This window comes from Bacillus sp. NPDC060175, from assembly GCF_042728695.1.
Classification (GTDB): domain Bacteria; phylum Bacillota; class Bacilli; order Bacillales; family Bacillaceae_G; genus Bacillus_A.
Genome location: NZ_JBHWYR010000093.1, coordinates 1 through 14,962, shown reverse-complemented (window position 1 = coordinate 14,962; position 14,962 = coordinate 1). Strand labels below are relative to the sequence as shown.

Here is a 14,962-nt window from a genome sequence, read left to right as displayed (position 1 = left end):
TCTTCCGATTTGTGTTAATAATACAATTGTTAAAAATGCACCAATCATTATCCAAGCTTGAGTATTCAAATTAAAACCCCCATAAAGTATAAATTCATTGTTTATTTGCTTACTTACTGGAAGATTGTATCATCCCTACTATTTTAGAACATCTATCTGAAGGATGATTTTTTTGAATGCCCTCTATCTATAGGTAGAGGTTTTTATGATTTCTTTGATAAAAGCTATTAATAATTTCTTGTTTAAAATCCATTAAAATCATATATTTAAATTTATCGATTATAACAAGTTTAGTTTCCTATTTTTGTGTTTTTAAAAAGTATCCACTTTGGTGTCTCCGTTTAAAGGAGTACCCATATTCTTGTCCACATATTGAGACAAGAATATGGGCACTAAATGAACTGTCGCTGTTGATAATTCAGTATTTTACATTTTAAAATTAGTTCCTACTTTCAAGTCTTTTTACAAATTTGTAGAAATACAAGAAAATGGATGCTCTTTAAAAAAGCATCCATCCTCAAGTTTTACAATTGATTAATTTTTTCATTTCCTTTTTACGTTCAGCTCGTAGTTGCTCTAAAAATCCTAATAAAGTAGCGAAGGTAGCAGCTTCAGTAAAAAACGTAGTTGAACCAAGTAATCGTTTTATGAATTCACTGGAAAAAATGTTGTTAAACTTTTCTTCATTTTTTTGGTACAAGAAACAAAGATGGACTAAATATAATAGATTTCCTCCTAGAACTGCATAAAACGCAGTATTGGGTATTATCCATTTATCAATCCATTTCCAGATAAATACAAAAAATCCGGTTCTGGTGCAAACACTCCAAAACGCTTGTAAGTAACCTCCTAAACTTGGACATACTGATACTAGTACTCTAAAAGAGGATGTGATTGGTATGGAAAAGCAAAATCTATTCAAGTGGAAACATTATCAACCGGATATTATTTTATTAACCGTGAGATGGTACCTACGGTACAACCTCAGTTTTCGTGATTTAGTCGAAATGATGGAAGAACGCGGGCTATCCCTTGCTCATACAACTATCATGCGATGGGTTCATCAATATGGTCCCGAATTAGATAAGCGAGTACGACGTCATCTTAAGTCAACCAATGATTCTTGGCGAGTCGATGAGACGTATGTGAAAGTCAAAGGTCAATGGATGTACCTATATCATGCTGTTGATTCAAAAGGAAATACAATTGATTTTCATTCAAGCAAAACAAGAGATCATAGGGCTGCAAAGCTTTTTTTCAAGAAAGCTTTGCAGTCTTTTCATGTTTCAAAGCCCCGTGTGATTACAGTGGACAAAAACCAGGCCTATCCTATAGCGATTGAAGAGTTGAAGAAAGAGAAAAAGATGCCTGTGGGCATCCAAATAAGGCAGGTGAAATACCTTAATAACATTGTAGAACAAGATCATCGCTTTATAAAGAAGCGAATCCGTTCTATGCTAGGTCTTAAATCTTTCTCCACATCTACATCCATTCTTTCTGGAATAGAAGCCATGCATATCATTAAAAAAGGCCAACTTATTTTACGGGACAAGTCTGTCCAAAATGAAATGAAGTTTATTCATCAACTATTCGGAATGGCTGCATAAGAATAGATTTCATTAGGAATCTATATACCTCTTTCAAATAAATGCAATCTTTGCACCAGAACCTCGGTATTCAATGTATCTAGAAAAAACCCCTTCAGTTTACTTGGCTAAAGGGGTTTCGTATTTACATAATTTCCGTTATCGGCAATCAAAAATATTCGAATTCTATTATGTTGCCTTCAGGATTTAGCTAATGACTTGTAACTTTCTTAAATAGAGGTAATACCAGTACACCCACATATAAGGGATGATATAGGAGAAAAATGTCCAAACAATATTCCAACCGTTACCATATACGACCTTCCCGCTTAAAACTAATGTCATTTCAAGAGAAGTAGTAAATAGCGATATGAAAAAGACCATCAAGTACGGTCTTTTGGTTTTCTTTATAAAGAATATCAAGTAACTTGCCAAAATCGGATAAATTCCTATATTGAAAGGTAAGGCAGACCAGGTTTTTTGATCAAAGAAAGGAGCAATCCTCCAAAAACCACAATAAAGGCCGATTTCATTTACGACAAAAGCAACGACACAAAAAAATGAGCCAATCAGAGGTATAATTCTTCTCTCTTTTTTATAAAGGTGAAGAATTCCAACAGCCCAAGGTAACACAAATGCAATTAGAATATTAAATAGCATTTTGACTCTACCTTCCTTTCCTTATAACCATCTTCACCTTACTCCTTATAATTTAAACTAAAAAAGTTTTCCAAACCAACGCAACAGGATGATTACAATCAGCTGAGTTATAATTAAATTATAAGACTGCGTAACTCTTATTTTGTTTTCAAAAATACATCCCATATACAAATTTACTTTCAATAACCCCACTTATCAGAAGTACAAAAAAGCTAGCCTTATGCTAGCTTTTCTTACAATTATAATTATCCATAAGTAAATAATATTATTGTTGATTTTCTTTTTCTTTTTCACCTACAACCCAAGCTAGTAATAAAATCGAGCTAGTTGCTAAGAATGCTGTGAAAACTCCCATTAATCATTTCTCCTTTTATAAACAGAATTAATCATATTACACCATAATAATTACAACGACTTACCCTATATAATTTTAGTTATTATAAAATCAATTATCGGTAGTTCATTATGTACAGGTTAAACTCATTGAAATCTGCCGATCTACAAAACCAAATTCTTTATATAGTTCCCTTGCAAAGTTCTTTGCATGAACATTTAAGCGTATTTCTTTATGTCCTTTTAAAGATAATTCGTCTATTCCTGCCTTCATCAATTTCTTTGAAAGGTTTTGACCACGATACTCTGGTAAAACGTATAATTCGTAAATAAATCCTACATTTTCTTGCGAAAAATAATCTTTACCACTTCCAATTAGAATCCATCCCTTTAAGTCGTCATCTTCTTTAAGTACTAGGTAGTATGCTCCTTGTTCTAATGCTGTTTGTACAATCTCTTTTACTCGTTTTTGTGTAGGTTTAAAGGTCTTAGCCGTTCCTTCATATAGAGCATTATCTGATTTTGCTAAAATTTCTTCTAGATCATTTTTACTAGCTTGTTTAAGCATATTTTTCCCCCTTTGTTTACATAGTTACCGAATATGGAAGTAATTTAATCTAAATATTCTTCTGCTAAAGCTGGATTTAAATACTGTGCCATAGCTGTTTTCATATCCCTGAATCCTGATTTACAATAAAATTCTTCATTACCAGTGGTTGAAACAAGATGAATACAAGAAATATCTTTGAGTTGATCGAGTAAGCTGCTCATAATCTGTTTGCCTATTCCTTTACTGTGATAATTCTTATGAATGACAACGTCGTATATAGCAGCATTAAATATGCCATCAGACATAGCTCTTCCAAAACCAATGATTTTATTTTGGTTATAGGCAATTGCTAGTATGTTACTAGCAGTAAATACCTGTTTTATTTTATCTTCATCATGTTTTCTCCAACCTACAGAATGATAAACCTCTTTCATTTGAGTCCAGTCCATATTGTCTAAGTTAGTATGAATCTTAATTTCTATATACTTACTCCTTTTCTTCTTATATATTAATGTTAAGTATTAATTCAATGCTGAGAAAGAAACTCCTTTATTGTGTAACTCCTAGTTAACACAACCAATCATTATTGGCACCCTTCCTAACTTTAAAAAAAGAGGGATTTTTCATAAAAAAGGTAAAGTTAAACATTATGTAGATTATAGCACCTCTAATTTAAAATTAGATTCAATTCAAACAATGAATAATACAAAATAAAAAAAGTGGATTCATAATCAAAAAAGCATCTAATGTATATTAGATGCTTTAGTTCTATAAAAATATATGAATAAAAGTGTTCTTATTTTTTAAAAATTAACTAGAATTGTATTGTGTTACTATAACCATTATGTTGTCATAGTTCATTGTTACCTATGTTTCTAACTAACACTTTTACACTAGAACCCCCTTTTTAGAGTCATACTATCAGTATGTTCAAGTTTAGGAGATTACTTGCAAGAGCTGCACCAGAACCAAATCATTTAACACCAACAGCATCAAATGCTTTGTTTACAGTGGTAACCTCAGCTGATTGTGTTCCATATAAATCTGCGGCTGACTGCACAAGGGCTTGTCTTGTCTGAGAGAATGTTGCCGATTCTGTGAGATATTGAGTGTTTGCGCGATAAAATATTTTACCCATTTTATCTTTACCAATACCGTTCACAGTTACTCCATAATGAGTACCGCCCTCTGCAACAAGATACGCTGCTTTATTGATAATCCCACTATTTGTGTGTACTAATGTGCTTTGATCCTTTCCTGTATAACGTTTAGAATAATGGTCTGGATCACCGTATTGTGTTGGATCACTCATAGAACGAAGGGCTTGTCCCGATTGGAAGAATAAATCTTCTCCAATTAGATAATCGGGATTTGAGTTATTATAATATTCGATCAATGTCCCGAAAATATCTGACATTGATTCATTAAGTGCACCAGATTCATTCTGATAAATTAAGTTGGATGAAGATTCTGTTACTGCATGTGTTAGTTCATGACCAACAGCATCAATTGCGGCTGTAAATGAACGTGTTGATCCATCCCCATCTCCATAAACCATTTGTTTTAGGTCTGGATCCCAAAATGCGTTTTCATACTGTTTTCCAAAATGAACAGATGAAACAATTTTGGCCCCATTTCCGTCATAGGAATCTCTTCCCTGAACATTTTTATAATAATCATATACAATTCCGGCATAAGTATGAGCATCCACAGCTGCCTGTGCATTTTTGCTTGTAAAACTGTTAGTGCTATTACTTAAAAGGACACCTGGGAGAAACGAAGTGTCATCCTCACTTCCTTGACTTTGTGCATCGTACGTATAAATTCCCTTTCCGCGTGTCTGATCTACTAAATAAAAAGTATTATTAGATTGTAAGAGATTCAACTTTTTTGTATTTCCAAATGAATCTTTTCCTGTTCCCGTTGTTGTTGTCCCAATAATATTTTTTTTGGTGCTTGCTGTATGTAAAACTTCAATATGATCTAAGATTTTTCCAGTCTCTGCTTCTACAAAATAATCATGGTTACCTGGTTGTGGAGATAAAAACCCTAAATGAACATGATATGCATAGGATACTGTGTCATTTTTTGCATATACTACAAGTTCAGATGTCGGTTTTACATCATAGTTTGGTTTAAAACTTAGTTCCTTTTCAGCAATAGACACTGCCTCATCGGCAGAGACTTTTTGATTTGGTTGTTGTAATTTTTTATCTAAATCAGGAATCACGGTTCCAGAAAAAACGGTTAATACTCCCTTATTATCAACATGTGCAACTTGTGTAGATCCCCATACTGGAACACCGCTATATGTTTGTTGTAATCGAACAACTTTTGCACCCAACTTGTCATCTTCTTGTTTCTTTACAGTGAATGATTCTTTAGCACTTTTTGTACCTAGTTTATATTTGTCCTTATTTTCATCAACATATCGAAATACTACATCCTCAGTTTTTGTTGAAGATGGTGTAGTCAGCTGCCCAGAAATAAATTCTGGAGACTTGATGACCTCATTATACTTCTCTGTAGACAGCACATTACTTGATGTAGCGGCATAGCTATGTGTCGGTAAACTAATTGATGTAGCAATAACACCAGCTGACAATAAAACTGCTAGACTTTGTTTCTTTGTTTTCATATTTTCTTCTCCTTTGTTTTTACACCCTGTTTTAAACAGAATATTTATATTTTTTGAAAATTATATTTTTATATATAGATTCTGTAAAGGTAGGAGATTGTAATAAATGGGAAATAATTCATATTATTTATACCTATTTACTTATAATTCTGGTTGTACAAGACCTTAAAGTGTTGAGTTTTCTAGGTTTTCATAATGAATATGCAATTTCGCATATCGGATAAATTTTAATTGGGAATCGTTGTCCATCCTCCGAAAAAGGGGTACGGCAACGATTACTTCTTTTTGGATCCACTTACAAAACTAAAACAAGAAGCTGTATATAAAAGGGGGCATCATACACGCCCATCAAGCTAAAATTTATAAGAATAACCCCTTACTACTTCAAAAGTAAGGGGTTATTCTACCGCTGTTGTATAGTATAAATATAGTTATTTTTTTTGTTTTATTTTAGAAACTCCAAATCCAATAGTAATGCCAATCATCATCCCCAGAGCAAGGTTATTAATAAGCAACCCGAAAGTTGTCCCCAAAAACAGTCCTATAGATATTCCAATTACCGTTTTTGCATCACTTTGTATATTTTTATTCAAAAAGGTATACCTCCTTTCATTAGAATTATGAATTGTAATTTTTAAATAAATGCCATATTTATAGTGTCTTAAAGATAACCAACAACGTATTATTTTAATTATATAATACATTACTGTTGGTTGTTAATCTATATTATAAGCTCTTAATTTGCAGCGTTTTGAATGTATACTTTTTCGCGATTTTTGAGGATATCAGGAGATTTGGATTGAGATTAATGCTTTCATTCCTTGAATAATTTATATCCAATTTTGTAATAAATTTCTCAATATAAATTTACTTGTTAATTATGGTATTAATATTCAAAATTAACAAAAATTAAATTACAATAAAAATATTATGGTTATCACTTTTGTTTACTCCTTGCGCTAAAGATAAGATTGTGTTCCCGATCTTATCTTTTTTCTTTGTAGATTTTTGATACAAAAAAGAGAATCCTTAATATCTTAAGGATTCTGCAACAGGAATATTCTTTATTTTTCTTCGATATCATCTGGTAGTGAACTACTCACCACTTAGCAAAGCTTGAAGTGGGAGCTTCTCAGTTCCACGACGAAAGTAACCTTTCGTCTCCCTGAGCGTTACTTCGGGGTGTTCCATCCCTAGATGTCCAGCGCTTGGACGCTCTTTTGGTACGGTTGATATTTTACGCAGGAACCGAATGGCTTGGTTTTCGCACTCTATTTTCTTCCTGCAACCTCATATATCAAGTTATCAAAGAACTTCATATAGCTAGTTTATCAAAAGTTTTTGGCTATGCCAAACCGAAATTCATCTCCCACCTACCGTTGGGCTACGCCCTTCACACGCTTGAGGAAGGAGAATTCTTTCGGGGAATTCGTTAAAATTTGCACCCGGTGATGGAAGATCATTCTTTTCACCTTTCATCTTTACAAAGAGCAAAACTTCTCCCTGACCATAATTACCATAAACATTTGGGCGTAGTTTCAATATATATCAGCCCCTATGTAAGTGGCTTCCATAATGCCAAAGCGAATATCCAATTCGGATCACCATTACCTTGATGATTTTGAACAGCTTCATACACTTTCCCTTGATGTTCTACTTTGTCGCCCTTTGTATATGCCTTCCTTGGATCCCATTTTTCATAAGATACATTTTGATCTTTTGTTTTTATCAGAAGAATGTTACTTTGGATCGATGTATTTCCAGCTGCATCTACAGCCTTCACTGTATATTTATATTCCTTATTAGCTATAAGATTTTGATCAGTAAACGTCGTTCCTTGTAGCGTTTGAATCAATTGTCCATCACGTAATACCTGATATTCTTTTACACCCACATTATCTGTAGAAGGATTCCATTTTAGCTCTACACTGTTAGAAGTAACGTTGCTTGCATATAATCCTTGTGGCTGTGTGGGAGCTTCTGTATCTGGTTTCGGATTAACAATTTTATCTACTTTTTTCAATCCCTCTTTTGTAATCTCATAGACTGCTTTATTCCCAAAGCTTTCCTGCATGTTATTTTCCATATTTTTGATAATAGCTCTGTTCGCACCTTCTAAATGTGTGAATTCAATAAAATCGCCTACTTTTACCGGAACTTTGGCTTGCTCAGCATTTTGTTGCTTATTTCCATAAATTTCTTTGTTATATACCACTTTACCTGATGTGTTTTGCACTTTAATACTTGCGTATGTACTATCAAAGTAAGGGTGTGGTACACCTGCTTTTAGATCAATTTGCATTTCTTCTGTTAATTTATTTAAATTTACTTTTGCGAATTCAAAATCTCCAATCCCTTTCAGTGACCATGAAAACTGTTTTCCTTCCAAGATATCATCTGTATTTTGTACATGGCTTTTTATTTGAGTAAGAAGATCCATCATCGGTCGCGGTTCATTCGCAAAAACAGAAATGATACTGTTATTTAATGCTTTCCACTCAGCATCTGTTACATTTGGACTTTGTAACATAAGAGAAACGTAATCTTTCCATACTAAAAAATTGATTGGTAAAATATTGGTGGATATTTTATAAATTGCAATTTTATTATCTGCTGAAGTCATCGCTTTCGCTAACCAGCGTAATCGCTCTGATTGATCTAGTTTTACTGGATCACGTTCAGCATTTTCAAATAGTAGCATATACGGTACTTGATTTGTCGGGCTATTATCTGACCAAGGAATAACAGTTGCATCATGACGGCTCGATTCACCCCATCCGGATATATCATTTCCTAAATTCCAAGAAGATGGTTTGTTATTCCATATAAGTGCACAATGTCCAGGTTGTCCAACAGGCATAGCTGCCACTCCAAAGGCTTGGCTTACTTGCGTACCAAACTTCGAAATATTACCGCATACCCCGCCAAATCTGTAAATGGAAGAAAGATTCCAACCTAAACCGTAGAATGCATCATTTCCAGCGTGAATGCTAACTCCATCTTTGTTATGGGTTACATAATTAATCAAATATGCACTTTCCCCTACCTTATCTTGTTTTTTAAGTTCTGGATGTTCCGTATTAATCATATTTCTTGCCCAAGTTAAATCTTCTTCTGGTGACCAAGTATTCACTACTAATCTTAAATGCCAAACATCATATGTTCTAAAGCAAGGAAGTAACTCATTATTTTGATCTGCTAATTTATAATGTTGGTACCTTGTTAATGGATTAATAGGTTTATTGTTTGTCCAATATTTTATAGGTTCAGCATGAGCTAACGATGTAGCTATCGCTAATTTTAAATACAATCCTTCGTGAGAATTTGCATCCGCATTCCAGATTGTATTCCATATCTCAAGTGCATTTACAGGATTTTTTCCAGTTGGACTACCACCTTCAAGATAGGTATTCATCACATCTGTATTTTTCATAGCCCAGCCAAGAAATTTCTGATGGTCAGCATTTTTTTTAGCAAATGTAGCCATTGTTGCAGCACCTGTTTGTGATATGAATTGCCACTGAGCCAAGGCTGCTGCAAATACTGGGTCTGCAAGCTTCTTTTTTAAATTTTCTTCAGTCATACCCCCAATATTTCCATTCAGATATGCTGTTAGATTATTCAAATGAGCTTCAAAATTACCATTTGCAATTGCTTGATCCGTCTGTTGGTTCAATGTTTCTAAAGTGAATGTTCCTTGATTGAATGAAATCGTTTCAGCTGAAACTTTTGTATGCGGAATCGTAGCAATACTTCCTAAAATAATCGGCATAGTTAATAATAAAGATGAAATCCTTTTCAAAATAATTCCCCCTTTTTTTGTTTTTGACCTTTGACTGCTGCATGATTCTCGTTTATATAAAATAATTTCCATACTTAAAGGCATGAGGAATTAAACAGCCAAAATGAATATAATTTGGTAGTTTCCAAACCTTTCGCAACTGGCTGACATAGTGGAATGCACCTTAGTCCCTATAACTTTCACTAATTTTACCTTTATCGAATTTCATTCTCAGATGAAATCATAACAAATTTCATTTTATAACGTGGTATTCCCACGCCCATCAACTTAAAAAATTCAAAGTAAGTGGTTTCCATAACGATAAGGCAAATATCCAATTCGGATCACCATTTCCTTGATGATTTTGAACAGCTTCATACACTTTACCTTGATGTTCTACTTTGTCGCCCTTTGTATATGCCTTCTTCGGATCCCATTTTTCATAAGATATATTTTGATCTTTTGTTTTTATCAGAAGAATGTTACTTTGATTTGATGTATTCCCAGCTGCATCTACAGCCTTTACTGCGTATTTATATTCCTTATTAGCTGTTAGATTTTGATCAATAAACGTCGTACCTTGTATTGTTTGAATTAGTTGTCCATCACGTAATACCTGATATTCTTTTACACCTACATTATCTGTAGAATGATTCCATTTTAGTTCTACACTGTTAGAAGTAACATTGCTTGCATATAATCCTTGTGGCTGCGTGGGAGCTTCTGTATCTGGTTTCGGATTAACAATTTTATCTACTTTCTTCAATCCCTCTTTTGTAATCTCATAGACTGCTTTATTCCCAAAGCTTTCCTGCATGTTCTTTTCCCTATTTGTAATAGTAGCTCGGTTCTCTCCTTCTAAATGTGTGAATTCGATAAAATCGCCTACTTTTACCGGAACTTTGGCTTGCTCAGCATTTTGTTGCTTATTTCCATAAATCTCTTTGTTATATAACACTTTACCTGATGTGTTTTGCACTTTAATACTTGCATATGTACTATCAAAGTAGTTATGTGGTACACCTGCTCTTAGATCAATTTGCATTTCTTCTGTTGATTTATTTAAATTTACTTTCGCAAATTCAAAGTCTCCAATCCCTTTCAGCGACCATGCAAATTCGTTACCTTCAAAAATGTTTGGAGATTGATTTTTGATTTGTACCTTTTTCTCAACAGTTTGATCAAATAAATCCGTTAATACAATCTTTGCATAAGCATTTGTTGGTAATGATATAGATTGACTGATTCCATTTTGATAAGATTTAATATCATCAATTACGTTAATAGGTTGGCCCGTCATATTTTCATTGTTATAAATTTCAATTTTCCCCTTAAATTGCGGTGTACTATTTTCTTTTAGTTTCCAAGATACATTTAATTTTTCATTTTCATAATATATAGATTGGATATCAAAATCTAGTTTTCCTATTTCAGGTTGAGTAGGTTGATTTAGCGTGAATATTTTTCCTGATCCAATGGTAGACTGCGTATTACCTCCTGCTTTGACCCATACATATTCTGAAGTAGCTCCTCCATCATATTGATAAGTATTATCATGCGTTCCGGAAATATTTTGATTATTCCAAGAACTCCATTGTTTATCTACTAACTTTCGGCTATAACCATTTTTTAAGCGAGCTTCCCGAACATTCTGTCCACTATCCGCCCAGTCTTCTTGAAACATTCCTAATCCATGATTAAATGCCACATTAGCTACCGGAAAGTCCATAATTGCAATTAGATGCCATTTATTCTTTGTTACATCTTTCATCCATTGTCCAAATTTAGTATGACCATCTTCTTGCCATGAACGCATTGTCATTCTGTACCAATTGTAGTCTTTCCAACCATAAGTTGTTTGAACCTTCAGTCCTGTTCCTTCTCCTCCAAAGAGTCCAGCTTGTGAATTCGGAGATAAGTATTCGGCCTTTATTGCTTCTTTAGAGGAAATTGGATCCCATATGGCAAAATGTAAAGTACGTTTTCCATTTTCATCAAACCCACTTTGTTGTTGAAAACCAGCATATCCTCCAGCTTCACCACCTGCATTCCAGTTGTGTACAGCCCAATACGTATAAGGTGCAGTCTGAACTGGTGACCAGTCTATACTAATAATATCTGAGGCAGGTATATTTTGAGGACTCACATAAACTGCTGGAGCAGCTGAATGTGTTTCGGCTTTAGTGTGCGAAATAGACGTTCCAAACATAGAAAACATGCTACATGCTGCGGTAATTATAATAACTTTATTAAAACTTCTCCTAGTTTTCTGAATAATCACTAATCTACTTCCTTTTCTAATTTTTATTATTGAATAATAACTTAGTAGAGAAATCTATCAAAATTCAAGCAACATCCAGTAATTCTTTAAAATACTGCCCCAATTTATGTTGTTCTATCTTCACATCTGATTCTTACATATTACTTGATTGTAATTGGTTTCCATAACGATAATGCAAATATCCAATTCTGGTCACCATTTCCTTGATGATTTTGAACAGCTTCATACACTTTCCCTTGATGTTCTACTTTGTCACCCTTTGTATATGCCTTCTTCGGATCCCATTTTTCATAAGATACATTTTGATCTTTTGTTTTTACCGGAAGAATGTTACTTTGAATTGATGTATTTCCAGCTGCATCTACAGCCTTCACTGCATATTTATATTCCTTGTTAGCTGTTAAGTTTTGATCAGTAAACGTCGTTCCTTGTACCGTTTGAATCAATTGTCCATCGCGTAGTACCTGATATTCTTTTACACCTACATTATCTGTAGAAGGGTTCCATTTTAGCTCTACACTGTTAGAAGTTAGGTTGCTTGCATATAATTCTTGTGGCTGTGTCGGAGCCTCTGTATCTGGTTTCGGATTAACAATTTGATTTACTTTTTTCAGGCCATCCTTTGTAACTTCGTATATGGCTTTTTTTCCAAAGCTCTCTTGTTTACTATTATCGACATTCATAAAAGTAGCTCTATGCACACCTTCTAAATGTGTTAACTCGATAAAATCTCCTACTTTGACTGGTACCTTTTGCGATTCAGCATTTTGCTGTTCGTTTCCATAAATATCTTTATTGTATACTACTTTCCCTGATGCACTTTGTACTTTAATACTCGCGTATGTTTCATTAAAATAATGATGCGGTATGCCTGCTTTTAAGTCGATTTGCATTTCTTCTGTCGACTTATTGAAATTGATTTTAGCAAACTCGAAATCGCTAATTCCTTTTAGTGACCATGCAAACTGTTTTCCTTCTAAAATATTATTTCCATTAGGCATATCTGGTTTAATTGGATTAGAATCCGTACCCTTCCAAATTTCTGCTGTTAAAATTGGATATCCTAATGCAGTCACTTTTTGAATGGTATCGTTATTTGGACGTAATCCCCACTTCTCAAAGAAAGGAATCAAATTTTGTTTAGCTACTTTTGATGCTGAAATCATAAATAATTGTTTTTTATTTTCATCAGTTTGTGGAAGTTCATTTGAAGGCATGTCTCTATACAATTGATGCAAATTAGGATAGAAATCCTCTCCATATGCTAACTGTAGTTGCCAAAGCATAACAAGCTTAACAAAAACATCACTAATTTCGTCATAATTTTTATTCGTTTGTTCTAGATATTGAAACGCTTTTGGATAAATTCCACTTTTCTCAAAATTGGATGGTTGATTAAATGCTTTTTCTACAGAAAGGCTGTATATATTATTTTGTACTTCTGTCATATTATAAAAATTCCAGGGCCATTGTTGTCTCAAATGCCCTGCCTCATGCCATGGACCCCAGCCATCTTTTACAAATTTATTAATATCTAACACGTATTGGATTGCATCTCCTACATAAGCGGTTCGATAAGGATACGCATACATATAATAATCAGGAGAATGATTTTCCTCTACGTAATGAACATAATGTTTATCTACTTGTTCTTCGGATAATCCAGCTACTTTGTCTTGAATTCGAGTAGCTTCATCCATCTTTTTTAAGAGTTGTACAGGATCTGTATTAGAACCCAACAAATATTTCTTAACACGTGCCGGGCTGGCCGTAATTAATACACGTTCTCCTTTTAACTCTACTGCATGTGCATTAGGATATTGGTCCAGCATGTTTATTAAATCTTGTTTCGTATGCTTTCCTAGTTCAAAGAAAGGCGTAGTCGTTCCACCTGTTGTGACTGTTGTTCGAATGGTACCACCTTGTTGTTTATTATAAAAATAAATCATCCCTCCATTTGGAGATTGGATTGTGTTTATCCCCGGTTTTAATGTAAATGATTTTATTTTAGAATCTTCTCTCCAAGAAGCATCATACGAATACGTTCCAATGTATGCTTGAATATCTTGATTTCCTTCTACATTAATCGTTATTTGTTCATTTGGTTTTGCATATAAACCAGTTGGTTCATATGGACTAAATGCCATACTTTTTCTTTCCTGTTGTTTTAGTACCTCAACATCCCCTTTTCCTGGGACTGTATATGTTCTATTTTCTAATTTAACTGACTTTTCTTCTTGCAGTGATGTCGATAAATTCTTTTGCTGCTGCCTTTCCTCCGCAAAGACATCCGATGAAGAAATCATTCCAGTCGCAAGCATAGTTACTGTAGCAGTAGCTGCAAGCATTTTTCTAGTTTTATTTTTTGAATTATTCCCCATATTATCTCCCTCTCATTTCCTTGATAAATTTAATAGTTTTCGTTTCTTTAGCATGTGCTTACGTGTTAAAACAGTTCATGAACTCGTATTTATTACTTTTTACGTAGCCCTTCCTTTATTATGTTTATATTTAGATGTTATTTTATGACACATATTATTACAACTTTATAAAATATCAATCAATAATGCGCTTTTATGTTTTGATTTGGTATTCTTAATTATCATATAAATCGAATAAATTACATAAAGGTATTCATTTCGTGTGAATAATACTTTAAATCAAATTATTTACAGATTAATAATTCACAAAAAATTAAAATTATGTAAAATCCTATCAAGGAAATAAATACAAGCTGATTCGTCATGTATACATTGAAATCACTAAGGTGATTACTACCATCAGATTACTTCATTCCTTTTTCTATTTCAGTTTAAGTTTGTAAGTTATTAGAAGATAAAAAACGTTATTTTTTCTAATTTCAATATTAAATAAAGCCACTTTATTTAATATTGAATTAACTGTTGGTTTGGAATAAAGTTTAATCAGAAATATTACGCAAACACATATTATATGGTAAATAAGAAGCATCCATTTTGAAATAAGTTTGTTCAAAATGGATGCTTCCCTTGTGAATTAGTATACAATTTTTATAAAAAAGTTTGATCATTTTGTTCTCTGTAAATTTAAGTGCCTTTCTTCCCATTATATTTAATAGAGCTAAACATAATAACTATTAATCATTATATAAATA

The 14,962-nt window shown here is 33.3% G+C and carries 9 protein-coding genes; 1 reads left to right on the top strand and 8 read right to left on the bottom strand.

From position 1 onward, the window contains the following. The first annotated feature begins 899 nt into the window (after positions 1-899). Positions 900-1,607 (top strand): IS6 family transposase, encoded by a 708-nt coding sequence (locus tag ACFWDE_RS26955; RefSeq protein ID WP_377895941.1) that lies wholly within the window; start codon positions 900-902, stop codon positions 1,605-1,607. 186 nt (positions 1,608-1,793) lie between these two features. Here ACFWDE_RS26955 and ACFWDE_RS26950 read toward each other — a convergent pair whose 3' ends face one another. The 8 genes from ACFWDE_RS26950 to ACFWDE_RS26915 all read right to left on the bottom strand — a co-directional run bounded on the left by ACFWDE_RS26950 (position 1,794) and on the right by ACFWDE_RS26915 (position 14,210). Continuing rightward, a complete protein-coding gene (locus ACFWDE_RS26950) occupies positions 1,794-2,246 on the bottom strand; it encodes a CBO0543 family protein (RefSeq protein ID WP_377895940.1) in 453 nt (150 codons plus the stop codon). Between the two features lie 463 nt (positions 2,247-2,709). After that, entirely contained in the window at positions 2,710-3,147 is a 438-nt protein-coding gene (locus tag ACFWDE_RS26945; RefSeq protein ID WP_377895938.1) for a GNAT family N-acetyltransferase, read from the bottom strand. A gap of 44 nt (positions 3,148-3,191) precedes the next feature. Continuing rightward, on the bottom strand, positions 3,192-3,563 hold the full coding sequence (locus ACFWDE_RS26940) for a GNAT family N-acetyltransferase (protein ID WP_377895936.1): 372 nt from the start codon (positions 3,561-3,563) through the stop codon (positions 3,192-3,194). Between the two features lie 539 nt (positions 3,564-4,102). Beyond that, positions 4,103-5,767 (bottom strand): M4 family metallopeptidase, encoded by a 1,665-nt coding sequence (locus ACFWDE_RS26935; RefSeq protein WP_377895934.1) that lies wholly within the window; start codon positions 5,765-5,767, stop codon positions 4,103-4,105. Positions 5,768-6,198: 431 nt separating this feature from the next. After that, positions 6,199-6,360: a glycine zipper domain-containing protein gene (locus tag ACFWDE_RS26930; protein WP_002151145.1), complete on the bottom strand. Its 162-nt coding sequence runs from the start codon at positions 6,358-6,360 to the stop codon at positions 6,199-6,201. A gap of 962 nt (positions 6,361-7,322) precedes the next feature. Beyond that, positions 7,323-9,569 (bottom strand): putative mucin/carbohydrate-binding domain-containing protein, encoded by a 2,247-nt coding sequence (locus ACFWDE_RS26925; RefSeq protein WP_377895933.1) that lies wholly within the window; start codon positions 9,567-9,569, stop codon positions 7,323-7,325. Positions 9,570-9,831: 262 nt separating this feature from the next. Then, complete coding sequence (locus tag ACFWDE_RS26920) at positions 9,832-11,829, bottom strand: DUF3472 domain-containing protein (RefSeq protein WP_377895931.1); 1,998 nt, start codon at positions 11,827-11,829, stop codon at positions 9,832-9,834. Positions 11,830-11,969: 140 nt separating this feature from the next. Next, positions 11,970-14,210, bottom strand: a complete 2,241-nt coding sequence (locus ACFWDE_RS26915) for a M60 family metallopeptidase (protein ID WP_377895929.1) — start codon at positions 14,208-14,210, stop codon at positions 11,970-11,972. Positions 14,211-14,962: the final 752 nt, after the last annotated feature.

Excerpts from the sequence above, each read along its gene's own strand:
- ACFWDE_RS26935 (WP_377895934.1), bottom strand. The coding sequence starts at position 5,767 with ATGAAAACAAAGAAACAAAGTCTAGCAGTTTTATTGTCAGCTGGTGTT.
- ACFWDE_RS26945 (WP_377895938.1), bottom strand. The coding sequence starts at position 3,147 with ATGCTTAAACAAGCTAGTAAAAATGATCTAGAAGAAATTTTAGCAAAA.
- ACFWDE_RS26955 (WP_377895941.1), top strand. The coding sequence starts at position 900 with ATGGAAAAGCAAAATCTATTCAAGTGGAAACATTATCAACCGGATATT.
- ACFWDE_RS26940 (WP_377895936.1), bottom strand. The coding sequence starts at position 3,563 with ATGAAAGAGGTTTATCATTCTGTAGGTTGGAGAAAACATGATGAAGAT.
- ACFWDE_RS26950 (WP_377895940.1), bottom strand. The coding sequence starts at position 2,246 with ATGCTATTTAATATTCTAATTGCATTTGTGTTACCTTGGGCTGTTGGA.
- ACFWDE_RS26915 (WP_377895929.1), bottom strand. The coding sequence starts at position 14,210 with ATGGGGAATAATTCAAAAAATAAAACTAGAAAAATGCTTGCAGCTACT.